Source organism: Corynebacterium xerosis NBRC 16721 = ATCC 373, assembly GCF_001552415.1.
Lineage (GTDB): Bacteria > Actinomycetota > Actinomycetes > Mycobacteriales > Mycobacteriaceae > Corynebacterium > Corynebacterium xerosis.
On record NZ_BCRD01000002.1, the window covers coordinates 548,769 to 567,920 of the forward strand.

Annotated in this window: 17 protein-coding genes; 11 read left to right on the forward strand and 6 right to left on the reverse strand. The window is 69.2% G+C overall.

All coding sequences use genetic code 11. The features are described from left to right. Nucleotides 1-207 precede the first annotated feature (207 nt). The 4 genes from CX1_RS05295 to CX1_RS05310 all read left to right on the forward strand — a co-directional run bounded on the left by CX1_RS05295 (nt 208) and on the right by CX1_RS05310 (nt 4,281). Nucleotides 208-732, forward strand: coding sequence for a DUF2550 domain-containing protein (locus tag CX1_RS05295; protein WP_244465534.1), 525 nt, complete (start codon nt 208-210; stop codon nt 730-732). A 62-nt stretch (nt 733-794) separates the two neighbouring features. Beyond that, complete coding sequence (gene nucS, locus CX1_RS05300; protein WP_046651220.1) at nt 795-1,487, forward strand: endonuclease NucS; 693 nt, start codon at nt 795-797, stop codon at nt 1,485-1,487. A gap of 19 nt (nt 1,488-1,506) precedes the next feature. Further along, a complete protein-coding gene (locus tag CX1_RS05305; RefSeq protein WP_306302939.1) occupies nt 1,507-1,866 on the forward strand; it encodes an Rv1322 family protein in 360 nt (119 codons plus the stop codon). A gap of 264 nt (nt 1,867-2,130) precedes the next feature. After that, entirely contained in the window at nt 2,131-4,281 is a 2,151-nt protein-coding gene (locus CX1_RS05310; RefSeq protein WP_060925387.1) for a glucose PTS transporter subunit IIA, read from the forward strand. A 268-nt stretch (nt 4,282-4,549) separates the two neighbouring features. On the opposite strand, the gene CX1_RS05315 is transcribed toward CX1_RS05310, so the two are convergent. From CX1_RS05315 to mce, 3 genes are all read right to left on the reverse strand, one after another. Continuing rightward, the gene (locus CX1_RS05315) at nt 4,550-5,608 is read right to left on the reverse strand and encodes an LLM class flavin-dependent oxidoreductase (protein ID WP_046651475.1); all 1,059 of its coding nucleotides are present in this window, start codon (nt 5,606-5,608) and stop codon (nt 4,550-4,552) included. 158 nt (nt 5,609-5,766) lie between these two features. Then, nucleotides 5,767-6,495, reverse strand: coding sequence for a DedA family protein (locus CX1_RS05320; protein ID WP_244465572.1), 729 nt, complete (start codon nt 6,493-6,495; stop codon nt 5,767-5,769). A gap of 85 nt (nt 6,496-6,580) precedes the next feature. After that, the gene (mce, locus tag CX1_RS05325; RefSeq protein ID WP_060925361.1) at nt 6,581-7,033 is read right to left on the reverse strand and encodes a methylmalonyl-CoA epimerase; all 453 of its coding nucleotides are present in this window, start codon (nt 7,031-7,033) and stop codon (nt 6,581-6,583) included. Between the two features lie 58 nt (nt 7,034-7,091). Between mce and CX1_RS05330 the strand changes: the two genes are divergently transcribed. Both CX1_RS05330 and CX1_RS05335 read left to right on the forward strand, forming a co-directional pair. Further along, a complete protein-coding gene (locus tag CX1_RS05330) occupies nt 7,092-7,391 on the forward strand; it encodes a thiamine-binding protein (RefSeq protein ID WP_046651454.1) in 300 nt (99 codons plus the stop codon). An 11-nt stretch (nt 7,392-7,402) separates the two neighbouring features. Continuing rightward, nucleotides 7,403-8,416 (forward strand): tetratricopeptide repeat protein, encoded by a 1,014-nt coding sequence (locus CX1_RS05335; RefSeq protein ID WP_052753356.1) that lies wholly within the window; start codon nt 7,403-7,405, stop codon nt 8,414-8,416. A gap of 18 nt (nt 8,417-8,434) precedes the next feature. On the opposite strand, the gene CX1_RS05340 is transcribed toward CX1_RS05335, so the two are convergent. After that, nucleotides 8,435-8,875 carry a TIGR02611 family protein gene (locus CX1_RS05340; protein WP_244465573.1) on the reverse strand — a complete coding sequence of 147 codons (441 nt, stop codon included), beginning with the start codon at nt 8,873-8,875 and terminating at the stop codon, nt 8,435-8,437. 229 nt (nt 8,876-9,104) lie between these two features. Between CX1_RS05340 and CX1_RS05345 the strand changes: the two genes are divergently transcribed. Continuing rightward, nucleotides 9,105-10,289, forward strand: coding sequence for a serine hydrolase (locus tag CX1_RS05345; RefSeq protein ID WP_046651478.1), 1,185 nt, complete (start codon nt 9,105-9,107; stop codon nt 10,287-10,289). A 110-nt stretch (nt 10,290-10,399) separates the two neighbouring features. Here the strand turns inward: CX1_RS05345 and glgB are convergent, their stop codons facing one another. Together glgB and CX1_RS05355 are read right to left on the reverse strand one after the other, a co-directional pair. Continuing rightward, complete coding sequence (gene glgB, locus CX1_RS05350) at nt 10,400-12,595, reverse strand: 1,4-alpha-glucan branching protein GlgB (protein WP_046651456.1); 2,196 nt, start codon at nt 12,593-12,595, stop codon at nt 10,400-10,402. 166 nt (nt 12,596-12,761) lie between these two features. Then, nucleotides 12,762-14,792 (reverse strand): alpha-1,4-glucan--maltose-1-phosphate maltosyltransferase, encoded by a 2,031-nt coding sequence (locus CX1_RS05355; protein WP_046651457.1) that lies wholly within the window; start codon nt 14,790-14,792, stop codon nt 12,762-12,764. A gap of 282 nt (nt 14,793-15,074) precedes the next feature. Here CX1_RS05355 and CX1_RS05360 point away from each other — a divergent pair, with 282 nt between their 5' ends. From CX1_RS05360 to CX1_RS05375, 4 genes are all read left to right on the forward strand, one after another. After that, entirely contained in the window at nt 15,075-15,929 is an 855-nt protein-coding gene (locus tag CX1_RS05360) for an ABC transporter ATP-binding protein (RefSeq protein ID WP_060925362.1), read from the forward strand. Nucleotides 15,930-15,933: 4 nt separating this feature from the next. Continuing rightward, on the forward strand, nt 15,934-16,848 hold the full coding sequence (locus tag CX1_RS05365; protein WP_244465524.1) for an NUDIX hydrolase: 915 nt from the start codon (nt 15,934-15,936) through the stop codon (nt 16,846-16,848). Continuing rightward, nucleotides 16,845-18,098: a THUMP-like domain-containing protein gene (locus tag CX1_RS05370; RefSeq protein WP_060925363.1), complete on the forward strand. Its 1,254-nt coding sequence runs from the start codon at nt 16,845-16,847 to the stop codon at nt 18,096-18,098. Before CX1_RS05365 ends, CX1_RS05370 begins: the two co-directional genes overlap by 4 nt. A 260-nt stretch (nt 18,099-18,358) precedes the next feature. Next, nucleotides 18,359-19,144, forward strand: coding sequence for an electron transfer flavoprotein subunit beta/FixA family protein (locus CX1_RS05375; protein ID WP_046651085.1), 786 nt, complete (start codon nt 18,359-18,361; stop codon nt 19,142-19,144). Nucleotides 19,145-19,152: the final 8 nt, after the last annotated feature.

Sequence of the window (19,152 nt, forward strand, 5' to 3'; positions counted from 1 at the left end):
TCGCACGACCGAGTTCCACCCGCGTCACGGGAGGGGCCGCCGGAACCACATGAAAGTGTGGTTCCGGCGGCCCCTCCTTTTGGCTTTCCGACGCCTCTGCCCGGAAACCTCCAGTCGCACGAGTTTCACGGTCTTCCCGGATTTACCGGTGGCGGGCCCGTCGACTAGTATCCTTTCAATACCCGGGTTGCATGAAACGAGGTCATTGTGGACGCTTTGAATGTCTTCGTGCTGGTCGTGGGCTTCCTGTTGTTGTTCGGAGGCTGTCTGGCGCTGTGGCGCTTCGCGAAGCTGCGTTCCAAGGGCACCCCGGTGGTCATCCGCCCCATCCCGGCCGGCGACGGCGCGGCGTGGCGCCATGGCGTCATGAAGTACACCGACGGCGCGGCCCTCGTATACAAGCTTCGTTCGCTCCGCCCCGGCGCGGACCTGTCCTTCCCCCGCAACGACGTGGAAATCATCTCCCGACGGGAGCCCACCACGGTCGAGGCGGGGTTTTTCGATGATGGGCTGCACGTGGTCGTTTTCTCCGTGGCCAACCAGGGGGAGTGGGAGCTGGCCGTCGACGATTCCGGAGACACCGCTTTGGTCGCGTGGGTGGAGTCGTCGCCGTCGGTGCGCCAGACCCGGAGGTTGCCGACCAACATCGAGCAGCGCTTCCGCAGCGTCCGCGCGCGTGGCGCGGGCAACGGCCGCGGCAACGGCAACGGCCGCGCCAACGGGCTGCGCTGACCCGGGCCAGATTCCCCGGGGTGCCCGGCCATCGCACGCACCCGACCGTTAGGGTGGTGGGCATGCGTCTCGTCATCGCCCGCTGCACCGTCGACTACGTCGGCCGGCTCACCGCCCACCTTCCGGAGGCCCCGCGCCTGCTCCTGGTCAAGGCGGATGGCTCGGTTTCGATTCACGCCGACGATCGCGCGTACAAGCCCCTGAATTGGATGACCCCTCCGTGCAGCCTCACGGAGCAGCCCATCCTCGACGAGTCGGGCGAGGGCACCGGCGAGTTGCTCTGGATCGTGGAGAACTCCAAGAGGGAGCAGCTGCGCATCACCATTTCGGAGGTGCTTTCCGACGCCTCGCATGAGCTGGGCCAGGATCCGGGCCTGGTCAAGGACGGCGTGGAAACCCACCTGCAGGAGCTGCTGGCGGAGCATTTCGCGACGTTCGGCGAAGGGTGGACGCTGATCCGCCGCGAGTACCCGACGGCCATCGGCCCGGTGGATCTGCTCGGCCGCGATTCCGACGGCGCGACCGTCGCCGTCGAGGTCAAGCGCCGCGGCAACATCGACGGCGTCGAGCAGCTGACGCGCTACCTGGAGATGCTCAACCGCGACGAGATGCTCTCGCCGGTCACGGGGATCTTCGCCGCGCAGGAGATCAAGCCGCAGGCGCGCACTCTGGCGGAGGACCGCGGCATACGGTGCGTCGTCGTGGACTACGATGCCCTGCGCGGCACCGAATCCAACGAGCTGCGCCTCTTCTGACCGGAGCATCGGGGACGTCATGGGACGCGGGAAGAAGCGCCGCCCGGGAAAGGGCGGCGGAGGACGGGGACGGGGGCCGTCGCAAAGCAGGTACGGGGACGACCGGCCGCTGCCGGGCCTGGGCGCGTTCCAGGTGACCCGCACCGAAGCCGGGCCGGGCAGGCTGGCCGGCGAGGATTTCCAGGTGCGCGACGTCGCGCCGGGGCAGGCCACCAAGTGGTACCGCTGCCCGGGCTGCGACCAGGAGATCCCGCCCGGGGTGGCGCACGTCGTGGCGTGGCCGTCGGATTACGGGGGACGGGCCGACGACCGCCGGCATTGGCACCGCAACTGCTGGGGAAAGCGCGGCGACCGGGGGATCACGCGGCGCTGGGGATGATGCAGTGCCGGGGATAACGCGCGCAGGGGTGACTCGCCTAAGAAAACGCCGCCCCACACAACCGGGCATGTGCAGGAAAAGGACTATTCCGTTCGGGCGTTTCCGGGAGTACGCTGAATCATGACAGTCCCGGAAAACGGGCCCTGAATCGGACATGCCGCACGTCCCGCGGAGGTTGCGGGCAACGCGGGGCCGGTCGGCGCGCCGTATCCGGAAGCCTCCGCGAGCGGGCGACCCCCGCCGCGGCCGACGAAAGGCATGACCATGGCCGCAACGGTCGAGTCAACCTCGAAACTCATTCTGGACAACGTCGGCGGACCGGAGAACATCTCCTCCGTGACGCACTGCGCCACCCGCCTGCGCTTCCACCTCCACGACCTGTCGCTCGCCGACCAGGACGCCATCGACTCCGACGACAAGGTCCTCGGCGTCGTCCCCCAGGGCAACACCGGCCTGCAGGTCATCATGGGCGGCGACGTGGGCAACTACTACCAGGGCCTCATGCGCCAGCCGGGAATGGGCGGCGGCGACGGGGACGGCGGATCGAAGGCGTCGCAAAGCAAGAAGGCCGGGCCGAAAACCGGCGCCGACGGCAAGAAGGAGTACGACGGCGTCCGCGGCAAGTTCGGCTGGGTCGACTACTGCTTCGAATTCCTCTCCGACACGTTCCGGCCGGTGCTGTGGGCGCTGCTCGGCGCGTCGCTGATCATCACGCTGCTGGTGCTCGCCGACACGTTCGGCATCCAGGACTTCAACGCGCCCGAGGGCGAGACGCTGCCGCCGACGTGGCAGTTCCTCCACGCCATGTGGCGCTCGGTGTTCTACTTCCTGCCGATCATGGTCGGCGCCACCGCCGCCCGGAAGCTCGGCGCCAACGAGTGGATCGGCGCCGCGATCCCGGCGGCGATGCTGACCCCGGAGTTCATCGCGCTGGGCGACCAGGGCGACACCGTCACCGTCTTCGGCCTGCCGATGGTCCTCAACGACTACTCCGGCCAGGTCTTCCCGCCGCTGTTCGCCGCGGTGCTGCTGTTCTTCGTGGAGAAGGGCCTGAAGAAGGTCATCCCGGGCGCCATCCAGATGGTGTTCGTGCCGTTCTTCTCGCTGCTGATCATGATCCCGCTGACCGCCTTCGTCGTCGGCCCGTTCGGCATCGGCCTGGGCAACGGCATTTCCAACATGCTGCTGGCCATCAACGGGTTCTCGCCCTTCATCCTGGCCATTGTGGTGCCGCTGATCTACCCGTTCATGGTGCCGCTGGGCCTGCACTGGCCGCTCAACGCGATCATGATCCAGAACATCGCGACGCTGGGCTACGACTTCATCCAGGGCCCCATGGGCGCGTGGAATTTCGCGTGTTTCGGCCTGGTCACCGGCGTCATGATCGTCTCCATGCGCGAGAAGGACGCTTCCATGCGCCAGGTCTCGTCCGGCGGCATGTTCGCCGGCCTGCTCGGCGGCATTTCCGAGCCGAGCCTGTACGGCGTGGTGCTGCGCTTCAAGAAGACGTACCTGCGCCTGCTGCCGGGCTGCCTCGTCGGCGGCATCGTGATGGGCCTGTTCAACGTCAAGGCGAAGGCCTTCGTGTTCACCTCGGTGCTGACCGTCGGCGCGTTCGATCCGCTGGGCGGTTACGTCATCGGCATCGCCGCGGCGTTCTTCACGTCGCTGCTGCTGGTGCTGTTCTTCGACTACCGGTCGGCGGACGAGAAGGCCGCCGCCCACGAACGCATCGCCCGCGAGCACGCCGCCGCCAAGGCCGAGATGGAGGAAGCGGCAAATGCGCCGCTGCCGGCCTCTTCGCGTGACGACGCCCCCGCCCCCGCCACCACCGTCGCCGGTGCGGGCGCCGCGGGCGCGGGAGCTGCGGGAACGACCGCCGTGGCCGTCGCCGACGCCCCGGCCGCCGCCCCGGCCGATGCAGGCGCGGATGCCGCCGTGGATCTGACCGTGGCGTCGCCGATGAGCGGCACGCTGCTGCCGCTGTCGGAGGTCCCCGACGCCGCCTTCGCCGCCGGCAAGGTGGGCAAGGGAGCCGCGATCGACCCCGACGGCGACACCGTCGTCGCACCGGCAGACGGCAAGGTCATGGTGACCTTCCCGACCGGCCATGCCGTGGGCCTGAAGCTGGACAATGGCCTGCAGATCCTCGTCCACATCGGAGTCGACACCGTCAACATGGGCGGCGAGGGCTTCGAGTTCCTCGTGGCCAAGGGCGATCACGTCACCGCCGGCACACCGTTGGTGCGCTTCGACCGGGAGGCGATCGTCGCCGCCGGGTACTCGCCGATCACCCCGGTCCTGGTGACGAACCACAGGAAGTTCGGGTCGGTGGACGTCGTCGGCAAGCAGGGGCCGATCGCGGCCGGCGACCCGATGCTGGAGGCGACCCCGAAGCCGCCGAAGGAAGCGTAGCCGCCGGCCCCACCCGCGCGACCCCGCGCCACCCGCGCACTCGCCTTAACCCACCCCGGCCTTTCGCGCCCACCCGCGAACCCACGCCTTAACCCACCCCGAATGAGCTAACCCACCCGCTATAACGGGTGGGTTAGCTCATTCGGGGTGGGTTAGCGCGGAAGCCGAAGGGGAGGGGCGAGGATCGCGGCCGACGCTGCGCCCGCCCTGTCTACTGCGGCCGTTGCGGGCTGGGTGTTGCCACCGCCACCGAGCCCGCAGACCGCGCCTACACAGGGATCTCGTGCTCGGCGTAGCCGGTCGTCGGGCCCTCGGTGTTCGGCTCCCAGCCCAGTGCGGGCGCGACGTGCTCGGCGAAGGCGCCGAGCAGGTGCATGTTGTAGTCCACGCCGAGCTGCGAGGGGATGGTGAGCATCAGCGAATCGGCGCTCATCACGGCCTCGTCCGCCTTCAGCGCCTCGATGAGCTGGTCGGGTTCGCCGGCGTAGCTCTTGCCGAACGTCGACCGGAAGCCGTCGATGACGCCGATCTGGTCGCGGCCCTGCGCCTCGCGGATGAACAGTTGCCGGTCGTAGTCGGTCATCAGGGGGAAGACGCTGCGGCTGACGGACACGCGCGGGACCCCCTCGTGGCCGGCGGCCTTCCATGCGGCGCGGTACCGGGCGATCTGCTCGGCCTGCAGGGCGGCGAAGGAGTCGCCGGTGGCCTCGGTGAGCAGGGTGGAGCTCATCAGGTTCACGCCCTGCTCGCCGGCCCACTCGGCGGTGTCGCGCGAGCCTGCGCCCCACCAGATCCGCGACGCGAGCCCGGGGGAGTGCGGCTCGACGCGCAGGTGCCGGTTCGGGCCGAACTGGCCGGGATCGGCGGTGGCCAGGCGCTCGCCGCGGACGGCGCGCAGGAACAGGTCGAACTTCTCGCGGGCGAGGTCGGCGCCGCGGGGGTCGGTGGAGCCGTGATAGCCGAAGGTCTCCCAGCCGCGCAGGGCGGGTTCCGGCGATCCGCGCGAGACGCCGAGGGCCACGCGCCCGTCGGACAGCAGGTCGAGGGCGGCGGCTTCCTCGGCGAGGTAAAGCGGGTTCTCGTAGCGCATGTCGATGACCCCGGTGCCGACCTCGATGCGCTTGGTCCGCGCGGCGATCGCCGACAGCAGCGGCATGGGCGACGCCGCCTGCTTGGCGAAATGGTGGACGCGGAAGTACGCCCCGTTGACGCCGATCTCGTCGGCGGCGACGGACAGTTCGACGGCTTGCTTGAGCATGTCGGCGGCGTCGTGGCCGGAGCCGGGGCCGCCGAAGTGGCCGAAGGACAGGAACCCGAAAGATTTCATGTTCATGTCAACAAAACAGGGGCGGAGGCTATTCCCGCGCTTACCGCCACGGCTTTACGACGGCCCGCGCCCCCGTGAAGCAGCGTCGAACGTCCCCCACGCCCGACTGCTCCACGTCTGACTGCCCCCGGCGCCCGACTGCCACCGCCCGACGTCTCCTACGCCGTCTTCTTGCGCGCCTGGAACACCATCAGCGCGAGCAACCCCAGCGTGATCCACAGCAGGTAGCGGTTGACCACCTCGACGATGTCGAGCACCTGGTCGCCGAACGTCCAACCGAGCCACATGAACAGGCCGTTGATGGCCAGCACGCTCAGCACGTTGAGGGCCAAAACGGCGCCCAACCCGACCTTGAGCAGCCCGGCGACGGCGTTGAGCACGGTGCCCGGCACCGGCCCCGGCGCGTAACCCAGCGGCAGCAGCCCCAGGATGATCGCCTTGGTCTTGCCGGACTCGTTGGTCAGCGCCTTCCTGAAGAACCGGTGCGCCCGCGGCATGTACTGCAGCGACATGTCGATGAACTCCATGCCCCAGCGCCGGCCCATCAGCCAGTAGATGGGCACGAACTTCAGAGCCCCGACGAGGGTGCACGCGAGGTACACCCACCACGTGCCCTGTCCCACCGACGCATTCGCGCCGGAGATGGTTGCGCTGGTGTAGCCGCCGACCATCAGGGCGTACGCCAGCGGGTGCGACAGCAGGAAGGCGCGCATGGCGATCAGCGCCATCGAGTAGACGCCCATCAGCATCAACGCGACGAACAGCGCCTTGTCCAGCGGCGCGGGGTTCTTCAGGAACGACGGCAGCTCCGGCTCACCGCGCTTCGTTTGCCCGGCGTCCGGCTGATCCCCGGCCCCGTCGAGGGGCCCTTTCGGCTGCTGCGTCACCCCCGCGACAGTAGTCGACGCCCCGGAGCCGCGTGGTGCGGGCGCCGGGGCGTCGTAAAGCAAAAAGCCGAATGTGGCGGGCGGGCTACTCGGCGGGCTCGACGAGCTCGAGCAGCACGCCGCCGGCGTCCTTCGGGTGGACGAAGTTGATGCGCGAACCGGCGGTGCCGTTCTTCGGGACCTCGTAGAGCACGCGCGTGCCCTGCTCCTTCAGATGCGCCATCAGGGCGTCCATGTCGGTGACGCGCAGGGCGTACTGCTGGATGCCGGGGCCCTTCTTGTCGATGTACTTCGCGATGGTCGACTCCTCGTTCAGCGGGGCGAGGATCTGGACCAGGGTGCCGCCCTCGGTCTTCTCGGCCGGGCCGAGCATGGCCTCGCGGACGCCCTGCTCCTCGTTGACCTCTTCGTGGTAGTTCACGAAGCCCATGTTGGCGCGGTACCACTCGACCGCGGCGTCGAAGTCGGGCACGGCGATGCCGACGTGGTCGACGGCCGTGACGAAGTTGTGGGGGACGGTGACGTTGTTGTCGCTCATGCACTCCAGGATACGGCGTTTGCCGCGCCCGTTCCGGGGCCGGGGTTACCCTGGGGCCATGATCGTCGCCTTTTCCGTCGCCCCCGCCTCCGCGGACCCCGATGAGGGCATGTCCGCCGCCGTCGCCGAGGCCGTCCGCGTCGTCCGCGAGTCCGGCCTGCCCAACGAAACCAACTCCATGTTCACCCTGATCGAGGGCGAATGGGACGAGGTCATGGACGTGGTCAAGCGCGCCACCCAGGCCGTGTCCTCCGTCGCGCCGCGCACGTCGCTGGTGCTCAAGGCCGACATCCGGCCCGGCTACACGGGGCAGCTGGCGGCGAAGGTCGATGCCGTCGAGCGCCGGCTCGCCGAGTAGGATCCGGGCCCATGACGCACGCCCACGGACATTCCCACGGCCACTCCCACTCGCACGCCGGCCACCGCGAGTGCTCGACGCCCCCGCCGCCGCCCGGCACCGTCGACCTGGAGGCCATCAAGCGCGAGGCCGACGCCCGTGCCGAAGTGGAGCGCCGCATCTCCGACCAGGGCGAGGGCTTGCCGCCGCTCGTCGACGTCACCGCCGAGAACTTCGACCCCGAGGTGGTCATCCGCTCCGAGCAGGTGCCCGTCGTCGTGCTCATCGGCAACCCGTCGTCGCCGGATTCGGTGCGCATGCGACTGCTTCTCGACGAGATGGCGCGCGAAGCCAACCTCAACTGGATCGCGGCGTGGGTCGACGCCGCCGCCCAGATGGACGTCGCCCGCGCCTTCGGCGTGCAGGCGCTGCCGACCGTCGTGGCCGTCGCCATGGGCCAGCCGATCGGCCAGTTCGTCGGCGAGCAGACCCGCGACTACATGGACCAGTGGATCGAGGCCGTCATGGACGCCACCCGCGGCCGCCTGAAGGGGTTGCCGGCGGGGACCCGCATGATGGGCGAGGGGGAGGAGGGCCCGGAGCCCGACGCCGGCCTCAAGCCCCCGACCGACGATCCGCGCCTGGCGCAGGCGGAGGAGAAGCTCAACGAGGGCGACTTCGAGGGCGCGGTGGCCGTCTACGACGAGATCCTCAAGTCCGAGCCCGCCAACGCCGAGCTGAAGGCCGCGCGCACCAACGTCGTGTTCCTGGCGCGCGCCCAGAAGATCGACCGCGCCTCCGATCCCATCGCCCGCGCCGACGCCGACCCGAAGAACGTCGGCCTGGCCCTCGAGGCCGCCGACGTGGAAATGCTCGTCGGCGACCCGGCGCTGTCGCTGGAGCGCCTGCTGGTGCTGCTGCCGACGGTGTTCGGCGACGACCGCGCGGCCATCAAGGATCGCCTGCTCGACCTGCTGCAGCTTTTCGACGCCGCCGATCCCGTCGCGCTCGACGCCCGCCGCCGGATGGCCAGCGCGCTGTTCTAGCGGCGGGGAGGGCCCGGGTCACGCCGCCTGCCGCGTGTACGGCCAATCGCCGGGGGCCATGAGATACCAGACCGTGGCCATGATCGCCGCCACCGAAATGGTCAGGGCGGCGCCCAACGCCACCTGCGTGGACCAGTGGCGGTCGCGGAACCATGCCTCCGAAGCGTCGTAAAGCCGGGCCAAACGCACGTTGAACCGGCGCATGGGCGGATGCACCAGCGACAGCAGGCCCAGCGAGATGAAGATGAGCAGCCAGCCGGGGGCGGGCGTCGGCAAGATGACGATGCCCACGATGAGCAGGCAAAAGCCCAGAACGAGCAGGACGGGGGAGAGGAAGGGGCCGTACCAGCGCCGGCGCATGGACTCGTGGCGGGACTTCATCCGGTCCATCAACCGGCTGATCCTCTCCTCCATGGGCCCTCCCCTCCGGTGCGTCGGCTCGACGGGGGCGTCCTCCATGCGGATCCCCGCGATGCGGTCCCCACGATATTGACACCCTCGCACCGGGGGGCGCCCGTTCAACCGTGGCGAAGCGTCCCCGGGGCCGCCCCGGTGTTACTCTTCCTGCGATTCACGGTGATGAAACGCCGGCGCCCGACCCTCGAATTCGGTCGGGCGTCTTTTTGCGGCCCAGGTGCGGCGGCCCCGATCCGGGGAGCCACCGGGGGACGGTACTCGGGAGATGATCATGCGAGCGCGAACGGCGATGGCGCGGAAGACGCCCGGCCTCATGCTGGCCGCGATGTCGGCGACGGCGCTTCTGGCCGGGTGCACGATCCCGGGCACGACCGACGCCGCGGACGAAGCGTCCGAGCCGGCCGTCGCCCCCGTGGTCGATGGTTGGGACACGTCGGAGGAAGTCGAGTGGACCGACGCGCAGAACGTCCTCGACGAGGCGATGGAGGAGTTCTCTGACCTCTACGGCATCGAGTTGGCCGCCTATCTGCGGGTCATCGACGGCCCCTACCGGGGGCTGACGGCGTCGGTCGGCGGCGACGAGGAGCAGTACTCCGCGTCGACCATCAAGGCGCCGCTGGTCGTGACCGCGCTGAACACCTTCGGCGATGACCTCGACGAGGTCGTCACCGTCGACTGGGAGGACGCCGTGGGCGGCAGCGTCATCGGCGCCGGCGACTACACCGTCGACACCCTGCTGCGGTACGTGATGGCCTACTCCGACAACACCGCCGCCAACGGCCTCATCGACGCCGTGGGCGGGTTCGACGCGGTCAACGAAGTGATCGAGGATGCCGGGGTGGACGGGGAGCGCTACCACCTGGGCAACAAGATGAACATCCCCAACCCGTCCGGGGACCGGTCGTGGATTTCCCCGACCCAGTCGGCGCTGTTCATGTCGAAGATCCACGAGGCGGCCGATGGCGACGGCGACGCCGATTTCATAGATGGCGAGACCGCCCGCACGGCCCTGACCTACCTGACGTACGGCGGCGCGCAGAAGTTCGCCATGTACGCCGGCAATGCGGTGCAGAAGACCGGCGACACCGGCGAGGGCACCAACGACCACGGCATCCTCTACACCGGCGCCGGGCCCATCGCCTTCGGCATCACCACCCGCTTCGGCACCCCGATGAACGAGCTCACCGACGCCCTGCTCGGCCGGCTCGGCGGCCGCATCGCTACGTTGCTGCCGGACTACAACCGCCTCGACGGCGGCAAGCCGCTGAGCCCCGAGGACGCCGCCACGTGGAGCGCTGACGGGGACGGCGATGGCGTCGCCGACAGGCTCGGCGACGGCGCCAGCGAATATGAGATCGCGGCGGCCGATGGCACCGGCGTCACCGACGGATCGGGTGCCCCGCTTTACGACGAGACCCTCGACCCCGATTGGTTCAACCCCTACCGCGCCCTCTAGGGACGCCCCGTCCCCCGGCGGGCCCGCACCCGGAAACGAAGGAACCGGCCGACCCGTGATCGGGTCGGCCGGTTCAGCCGTTCATGGCGTCATCTCCGTGCGGGGCCGGATCAGCCCTCGTGGCGGAACCAGATCGCGGTGTTCGCCGGCAGGGTCAACTCGATCGACTGCTCCTGGCCGTTCCAGCCCTGCGGCTCCGACTGCAGCGTCCCGTTGAGGCCGTAGCCCGAACCTGCGTAACGCTCGTCGTTGCTGTTGAGCACCTCGGCCCACGCGCCCGCGCGGGGCACGCCGATGCGGTAACGCTCCTGGGTCGCGCCCGACAGGTTGAACACGCACGCCAGCGCCGAACCGTCGTCGCCGTAGCGGACGAAGGACAGCACGCTGTTGTTCGAGTCGTCCGCGTTGATCCACGCGAAGCCCTCCGGGCGATCGTCGCGCGAGTACAGGGCGTCGGTCTCGCGGTAGACCGCATTGAGGTCCTTGACCAGCAGCTGGATGCCGCGATGGTACTCGCCGCCCCACCCCTCGAGGTTGTCCCACGCGATCGACTCGTCGTGGTTCCACTCGCGGTTCTGGCCCAGATCCTGGCCCTGGAACAGCAGCTGCTTGCCCGGGTGGCCCCACATGAAGGCCAACAGGGTGCGCAGACCCGCGGCCTTGTTCCAGTCGTCGCCCGGCATGCGCTCCCACAGGGAACCCTTGCCGTGGACGACCTCGTCGTGGCTGAACGGGAGGATGAACTTCTCGGAGTAGGCGTAGACCATCGCGAAGGTGACCTCGTGATGGTGGTACGCGCGGTGGATCGGATCCTTGGCGAAGTACTCCAGGGTGTCGTTCATCCAGCCCATGTTCCACTTCATGTTGAAGCCCAGGCCGCCGTCCTGCGTCGCGGCGGTGACGCCCGGCCATGACGTGGACTCCTCGGCGATGGTGAGGAAGCCCGGGTGGTGCTTGTGCACCGTGGCGTTGAACTCCTGCAGGAACTGCATCGCGTCGAGGTTCTCGCGGCCGCCGTACTGGTTCGGCAGCCACTCGCCCTCCTCGCGGGAATAGTCCAGGTAGAGCATCGAGGCGACGGCGTCGACGCGCAGGCCGTCGATGTGGAACTCCTCGGCCCAGTACAGGGCGTTGGCGTACAGGAAGTTGCGGACCTCGTTGCGGCCGAAGTCGAAGACGTAGGTGCCCCAGTCCTTCTGCTCGCCGCGGCGCCAGTCCGGGTGCTCGTAGCACGCCGTGCCGTCGAAACGCGCCAGCGCCCAGTCGTCCTTGGGGAAGTGGCCCGGCACCCAGTCCACGATGACGCCGATGCCGGCGGCGTGGAACGCGTCGATGAGCGCGCGCAGCTGATCCGGCGAACCGAAACGGCTGGTCGGCGCGTAGTAGGACGTGACCTGGTAACCCCAGGAACCGGAGAACGGGTGCTCCGCGACGGGCATGAACTCGACGTGGGTGTAGCCCATGTCCACGACGTAGCGCACCAGCTGTTCGGCCATGACCTCGTAGGACAGGCCCTGCTTCCACGAGCCCAAGTGGACCTCGTAGATGCTCATCGGCTGCGCCTGCCAGTCGGTGGTGACGCGCTTGGCCATCCACTCCTCGTCGCGCCACTGGTAGTCCGACTCGGCGACGATGGAACCGGTGGCCGGCGGGACCTCGGTGGCGTAGGCCATCGGGTCGGCCTTGTCGCGGCGGTGGCCCTCCGGGGTGGTGATGGCGAACTTGTAGACGTCGCCCGGCGCCACGTTCGGGATGAAGACCTCCCACACTCCCGTGCCGCCCATGGAGCGCATCGGGTACTGCGCCCCGTTCCACATGCAGAAACCGCCGATGACCGCGACTCCCTTGGCGTTGGGCGCCCACACTGAGAAGGACACGCCGGAAACCTCGCCCAGCTCGGTCTCGTACGTCCGCGGGTGGGCGCCGAGGGCCTCCCACAGGCGCTCGTGGCGGCCCTCGCCGATCAGGTGCAGATCGCCCTCGCGGACGGTCGGCAGGAAGCGGTAACCGTCGGCGCGCTCCTCGACCGAACCGTCGGCCCACGTGATGCGCAGCCGGTAATCGAAGTCCAGGTCGCCCGGGACCAGCGCCGCATAGACGTCATCGCCCACTGGCTCGGCCTCGAAATCACCGCGGGTGGACGTCACGGTCACCGCGGTCGCACCGAAGATGCGGGCGCGGATGACGGTGTCGCCGTCGATCAGATGCGCACCGTAGAACGAATGGGGATCGTGGTGCGTGCAGCTGCGGAGACGATCCATGTCTCCGGACGGGATGGTCAGGCGCGGATCGGTGGGGGCGCTCATGGCGGTCCTTCCAGGTGAATACCGGGTTGTGCGTCAGAAATCGGGTCGATCTGATGTGGGGGCGGCGGCGCCGTGGCGTCGGCCGGGCATCCGGGGACCCGCCTCCAGCGTATGCGCGGAAAGCGGGTCCCGTACCGGATTGACCCCGGGTGGGGCCGGTGGGGCGTCAGCCCTCGTAGTCCGGGACGTCGCGCCAGGCCAGCTTGCGGCGGGTGCCCTCGGGCACGTCCGGAAGCTGGATGATGTGGGCGACGTTGGCCCACGGCTCGAGGCGGACGAAGTTCTCCTTGCCCCAATTGAAGCGCTGGCCGGTGATCAGGTCCTGGACGTCCATGCGATCGGTGCTGCGGCGGCCGATGGAGTTCATGTCGATGTCGAGGATGCCCTCCTGGGCGTTCCACGGATCGAGGTTGACCACCACGAGCACGGCGTCGCCGGTCAGCGGGTCGATCTTCGAGTACGCCAGCAGATTGTCGTTGCCGATGTCGTGGAAGCGCAGGGTGCGCAGCTGCTGCAGCGCCGGATGCTCGCGGCGGATGGTGTTGAGCAGCGTGATGAACGGCTCGAGCGAATCGCCCGACTCCAGCGCGGCGTCGTAGTCGCGGTGGCGCAGCTGGTACTTCTCGCTGTCCAGGTACTCCTCCGAGCCTTCCTTCACCGGCACGTTCTCGTAGAGCTCGTAGCCGGAGTACATGCCCCACAGCGGGGACATGGTCGAGGCCAGGGCCGCGCGGATGGCGAAAGCCCCGCGGCCGCCCTTGACCAGGAACTCGTGGAGGATGTCCGGGGTGTTGACCCACAGCGACGGGCGGGCGATGTCGGTGTGGCGGACGATCTCCTCGCCGAACTCCGTCAGCTCCTTCTTCGTGGTCTTCCACGGGAAGTAGATGTAGGACTGCGTGAAGCCGGCCTTGGCCAGGCCGTACAGGCGGGCCGGGGCGGTGAACGCCTCGGCCAGGAAGATGACCTCCGGGTTGGACTGGTGGACCGTGTCGATCAGCCACTCCCAGAAGTTGCCCGGCTTGGTGTGCGGGTTGTCGACGCGGAAGACCTTGACGCCGCGCTTGACCCAGAAGCGCACGACGCGCAGGACCTCCTCGTAGAGGCCCTTCGGATCGTTGTCGAAGTTCAGGGGGTAGATGTCCTGGTACTTCTTCGGCGGGTTCTCGGCGTAGGCAATGGTGCCGTCGGGCAGGACGGTGAACCAATCCGGGTGGGCCTCGGCCCACGGATGGTCGGGGGCGCACTGCAGCGCGAGGTCGAGGGCTACCTCCAGGTTGCGCTCCTTGGCCGCCTCGACGAATTCCGCGAACTCGTCGTCGCCGCCCAGAGCCGGCTCGAAGGCGTCGTGCCCGCCGGCGGCGGAGCCGATGGCCCACGGGGACCCCACGTCGCCCGGCTCCGGGGTCAGGGTGTTGTTGCGGCCCTTGCGGTTGATCTCGCCGATCGGGTGGATCGGGGGCAGGTACACGACGTCGAAGCCCATGCGGGCGGCGCGGTCGAGCTGCGGGATGGAGGAACGGAACGTGCCGTGGAGCAGATTACCGTCCTCGTCGAAACCGCCGTTGGAACGCGGGAAGAACTCGTACCACGAGCCGAACAGGGCGCTGCGGCGGTCGACGAGGACCTTGCGGGTCTTGCCGCGGGTCAGCAGCTCGCGCAGCGGGTGCAGCTCGAGGATGCCGCGGGTCTCGTCCGACAGGGCCGGGGAGACGCGGGCGCGCAGCTCGGCGTCGGAGCGCAGCGACTGGGCCACGCCGCGCAGGTGCGAGCGGTACACGGTGGCGGCGCCGGCTGCGGCGCGGTCGAACAGGCGGGCGCCGATCTCCAGGTCGTTGGCCAGCTCCTCGTCGGTCTGCCCGGCCTCGATCTTCTTGGTCACCGCATTGCGCCAGGTGGCCATCGGATCGGACCACGCGTCGACGCGGAAGGTCCACAGGCCCGGGGCATCCGGCACGAACGTGGCGTTGACCTGGTTCGGGTCGTGGTCGCTGACGCGCATGGGGATGCGCTGGGTGCGGGCGGCGAAAGAAGACTCCTTCGGGCCCTTGACGTTCAGAGTCGCGTTGAGCGCATCGTGGCCCTCGCGCCAGACGACCGCGAAGACGGGGACGACTTCGCCGGCCACCGCCTTGGACGGGGTCGCACCGCCGTCCACCTGGGGTCGTACATCGTCGATTCCGAGTCGTCCGGTCACCTTCGAGTCTCCTTCGCGCCGAGTCCGACGCTTTTGATCGTTTGTTCCTGCAGCCGTTCCCGGCGTGACCCTGCGGTCGCCCCGGGCACCCCACAAGAGTAGTGGAGTACCCGGTTTCCCACAGGGGACGAAATGATGGGCCGCCCCATTCGGGGAACGGCGGGCGCCCGTCGGGCGCACCGTCCTGCGACCGTACGCCGTTAGCCGAGGTCGCCCGTCCCGCCACGCCACGCCGGGGGAGAAGCAGGGGCACCGGGCGGTGAAGTGGGGCACGATGGTGACGTGGCTGACTTTGACTCTGATTTCAACGACGACGACTACGACGAAGATCTTCTGCTGGACTTCCGCGGGGTCTCGCTCAAGCGCGGTGGCCGGACGTTGGTCGGGCCGTTGGACTGGCAGGTCGAGCTGGACGAGCGCTGGGTGGTCCTCGGGCCCAATGGCGCGGGCAAGACGTCGCTGATGCGCATCGCGGCGGCGGAGGAGTACCCGTCGTCGGGCGTGGCGTTGGTGATGGGCGAGCGGCTGGGCCGCACGGACATGCGCGATCTGCGCACGATGATCGGCCTGACCTCCTCGGCGCTGGCGCACCGCATCCCCGATGACGAAAAGGTCGCGGACCTGGTCATCTCGGCGTCGTATTCGGTGTTGGGACGGTGGCGCGAGACCTACGAGGAAATGGACTTCGATCAGGCCGCGGAGATCCTGGAGCGCATGGGCGCCGAGCACCTCGCCGACCGCACCTGGGGGACGTTGTCGGAGGGGGAGCGCAAGCGCGTGCTCATTTCGCGCGCCCTGATGGTCAACCCCGAGCTGCTGCTCCTCGACGAGCCGGGCGCCGGCCTCGATCTCGGTGGCCGCGAGGACCTGGTGGGTTACCTCGGCCAGTTGGCCCTGGACCCGGATGCCCCGGCGATCGTCATGATCACCCACCACGTCGAAGAGATCCCCTTCGGTTTCACGCACGCGATGCTTCTCGACGACGGCGGGGTGGTCGCGCAGGGACTGATCGACGATGTGCTCACCAGCGAGAATCTGTCGGCCGCGTTCCACCAGTCCATCGCCGTCGACCGCATCGACGGCCGTTTCTTCGCCCGCCGCGCCCGCGCCGCCGGCGCGCACCGGAAGGGGAAGTGACCGGATGGCCCGGAACGAGATGAACGGCAACGGCAACGGGCAGGTCCCGGGAGGCAGTGCCGACGGAGCCGCGGGCGACGCCCCCGCCCCGGCGACGCCGCGGCTGGCGTCGACGGTGCTGCTGGTGCGCGATTCGGTGCACGGCATCGAGCTGTACGTGCAGGAGCGCGTGAGCACCATGAAGTTCGCCGCCAACATGACGGTCTTCCCGGGCGGCGGCGTCGATGCCCGCGACTTTCCGGGCGACGTCGACGGCGACGGCCACGACAGTCCGCGCCTGAATTGGTCCGGCCATGATCCGCAGTGGTGGGCCGACCGGTTCAACGTCGCGCCGGCGACGGCACGGGCGCTGGTGTGCGCGGCGGTGCGCGAGACGTTCGAGGAGACCGGCACGCTGCTGGCCACCGACGCGACGGGAGAGACGGTCGCGGATTCCGGCCGGTTCCACGCGCAGCGCAAGGCCATGGAATCCCACGAGCTCGCCTTCTCCGACTTCATGGCGGCCGAGAACCTGGGGCTGCGTTCCGATCTGCTGCGCCCGTGGAGCAATTGGGTGACCCCGGAGAAGTTCCCGACGCGCTTCGACACCTTCTTCTTCCTCGCCGCCCAGCCGGAGGGGCAGATCGCCGACGGCGACACGTCGGAGGCGGCGTCGACGGGCTGGTTCCGTCCGACGGTGCTCATGGACGGGTGGCGCGACCGCAAGGTGGGCCTGATGCCGCCGACGTGGGCGCAGATCAAGCGCCTGCTGCCGTATGACACGGTCGCCGAAGTCCTCGCGGCGGCCGACGCCGACGACGCTCCGGTGGGCCGCACCACCAGCGACTTCTTCGGGGACCCGTTCATGGACGAGTTCTTCGCCGTCGCCACGCACCTGGGACACCTGCGCGGGGACGCGGCGGCGCGGGGGCGGGCGTGAGCCTGTCGCCCGACGAGGTCAGGGCGCTGCTGGCCGACCCCGATCTGGCCGCGGCGGCATCCGGCCTCGAGCTTTCCGACGCCACCCTCCTTTCGGACCTGGCCCACCTGAAGGCCTCGGCGGGGGAGATGGCCCGGGCGGTCGTCGAGCTGGAACGCGCCCGGCGCTCGGTGGCGGGCAAGCTTCCGGAAGGCTGGCTGCTCGACTCCGATTCGGCCCAGCAGGCGACGCATCAGGTGGTCGCCGCCGCCCGTGCGCAGCGGCTGGCGGCTGCGGTGGGCGATGGCGTCGCGCCGGGCGTCCATGACGTGACCTGTTCCATCGGGGCGGAGATCGCGGCGCTGGCGGGCGGGGATTTCCCGGTGCTGGGCACGGACCTCGATCCCGCCCGCGCGCTGATGGCCCGCCACAACGCGCCGGGGGCCCACATCGCCGTCGCCGATGCGCTGTCCCCGGTCAGCGAGGGGTTGATCATCGTCGCCGATCCTGCGCGCCGGGCCGGCGGCCGCCGCATCCCGCGCCCGGAGGATCTGCTGCCCCCGTTGCCGGACCTCATCGACGCGTGGCGCGGGCCCGCCTCACGTGTCGCCCACGAGATGGCCATCAAGTGCGCGCCCGGCATCGACTATTCGGAGTGGGAGGGCGAAGCCGCCATCACCTCCGTGGACGGTGGCGTGAAGGAGGCCTGCCTGTACACGCCGGGACTGGCGGCGGGGTCGGTTGCGGGACACGGGGGCGTCGTCAAGCGCAGTGCGCAGGTGTTGCGGACCCGGGGCGGCGAGGTGAAGCGGGAGCTTTACGACGACGGCCTGCCCGACGACTGCGGGGTCGGCGAACCCGGCCGTTTCATCATCGACCCGGATGGGGCGGTGGTGCGCGCCGGGCTGGTGCGGCACTACGCGGCGGCGCACGGGCTGTGGCAGCTCGACGAGCGGATCGCGCATCTGACCGGCGATGCCATCCCGGCGGGGGCGTCGGGATTCGAGGTGCTGGAGCAGGTGCCGCTGAAGAAGGTGCGGCAGGCGCTGGCGGCGAGGGAGTGCACGGCCGTCGAGATTCTGGTGCGCGGCGTCGACGCCAACCCCGACGCGCTGCGCAGGCAGTGGAAGCTCGGCGGCGGGAAGAAGGCCGGGAAGGGTGGGAAGGTCGGGAACAGCGGTGGCGCATCACTGGGCGTCGTGGTGACAAGGATCGGGGTGAGCGCGACCGCTTTTGTATGCCGGCAGAGGCAATGGGGACCGGGTGCATGAGGTGCGGGGGCACCCGACATGCGCCTTTGCCACCCTGCGTTAATGCTGGCTAACTCAACTAGAAACGAAAAAATATCGACATTGTTACGTGGATCACCTACAGTTCGACATTGACTCTGTTACCTTCGACACAGAGGACGCGGCAGTGGGCCGAGGTCACGCGAACACCGTTTCGGGTGTGAACGAGACCCCGGCACGGCCGCGCCGGACAAACTGAAAAGCACGTACACAGTCACTCAACCAGTAAGGACGACAGACACATGCCGAACATCGTGGTTCTGGTCAAGCAGGTCCCGGACACCTGGTCCGAGCGCAAGCTCTCCGACGACGACTTCACGCTCGACCGCGAGAGCGCCGACGCCGTGCTCGACGAGATCAACGAGAACGCCGTCGAGGCCGCCCTGAAGCTGAAGGAAGAGCACGGCGGCAACGTCACCGTCGCCACCATCGGCCCGGAGCGCGCCGTGGAGGCCCTGCGCAAGGCCCTGTCCATGGGCGCCGACGACGCCGTGATCCTGTCCGACGACGCGCTCGCCGGCTCCGACGCCGTGCAGACCGCGTGGGCCCTGTCCACCGTCATCGACGCCATCGGCGACGTCGACGTGATCATCACGGGCAACGCCTCCACCGACGGCGGCACGGGCACCGTCCCCGCCGTGCTCGGCGTGTACCGCGGCCTGCCGGTCCTCACCCACATGCGCTCCGTCGCCATCGACGGCTCGACCGTCACCGGCGAGCGCGAGACCGAGGACGGCGTCCACCAGCTCAAGGCGAACCTCCCGGCCATCGTGTCGGTGACCGAGAAGGCCAACGAGCCGCGCTTCGCCTCCTTCAAGGGCATCATGGCCGCGAAGAAGAAGCCGGTCCGCGAGCTGACCCTGGCCGACGTCGCCGCCGAGGCCGAGCAGGTCGGCCTGGAGAACGCCGCGACCTCCGTCACCGCCGCCACCCCGAAGCCGCCGAAGTCCGCGGGCGAGCGCATCAACGACGAGGGCGACGCCGGCGTGAAGCTGGCCGAGTTCCTCAAGTCGCAGAAGTTCATCTAAAGCGTCCA

Excerpts from the sequence above, each read along its gene's own strand:
- nucS (WP_046651220.1), top strand. The coding sequence starts at position 795 with ATGCGTCTCGTCATCGCCCGCTGCACCGTCGACTACGTCGGCCGGCTC.
- CX1_RS05305 (WP_306302939.1), top strand. The coding sequence starts at position 1,507 with ATGGGACGCGGGAAGAAGCGCCGCCCGGGAAAGGGCGGCGGAGGACGG.
- CX1_RS05310 (WP_060925387.1), top strand. The coding sequence starts at position 2,131 with ATGGCCGCAACGGTCGAGTCAACCTCGAAACTCATTCTGGACAACGTC.
- CX1_RS05315 (WP_046651475.1), bottom strand. The coding sequence starts at position 5,608 with ATGAAATCTTTCGGGTTCCTGTCCTTCGGCCACTTCGGCGGCCCCGGC.
- mce (WP_060925361.1), bottom strand. The coding sequence starts at position 7,033 with ATGAGCGACAACAACGTCACCGTCCCCCACAACTTCGTCACGGCCGTC.
- CX1_RS05330 (WP_046651454.1), top strand. The coding sequence starts at position 7,092 with ATGATCGTCGCCTTTTCCGTCGCCCCCGCCTCCGCGGACCCCGATGAG.
- CX1_RS05335 (WP_052753356.1), top strand. The coding sequence starts at position 7,403 with ATGACGCACGCCCACGGACATTCCCACGGCCACTCCCACTCGCACGCC.
- CX1_RS05340 (WP_244465573.1), bottom strand. The coding sequence starts at position 8,875 with ATGGAGGACGCCCCCGTCGAGCCGACGCACCGGAGGGGAGGGCCCATG.
- CX1_RS05345 (WP_046651478.1), top strand. The coding sequence starts at position 9,105 with ATGCGAGCGCGAACGGCGATGGCGCGGAAGACGCCCGGCCTCATGCTG.
- glgB (WP_046651456.1), bottom strand. The coding sequence starts at position 12,595 with ATGAGCGCCCCCACCGATCCGCGCCTGACCATCCCGTCCGGAGACATG.
- CX1_RS05365 (WP_244465524.1), top strand. The coding sequence starts at position 15,934 with ATGGCCCGGAACGAGATGAACGGCAACGGCAACGGGCAGGTCCCGGGA.
- CX1_RS05375 (WP_046651085.1), top strand. The coding sequence starts at position 18,359 with ATGCCGAACATCGTGGTTCTGGTCAAGCAGGTCCCGGACACCTGGTCC.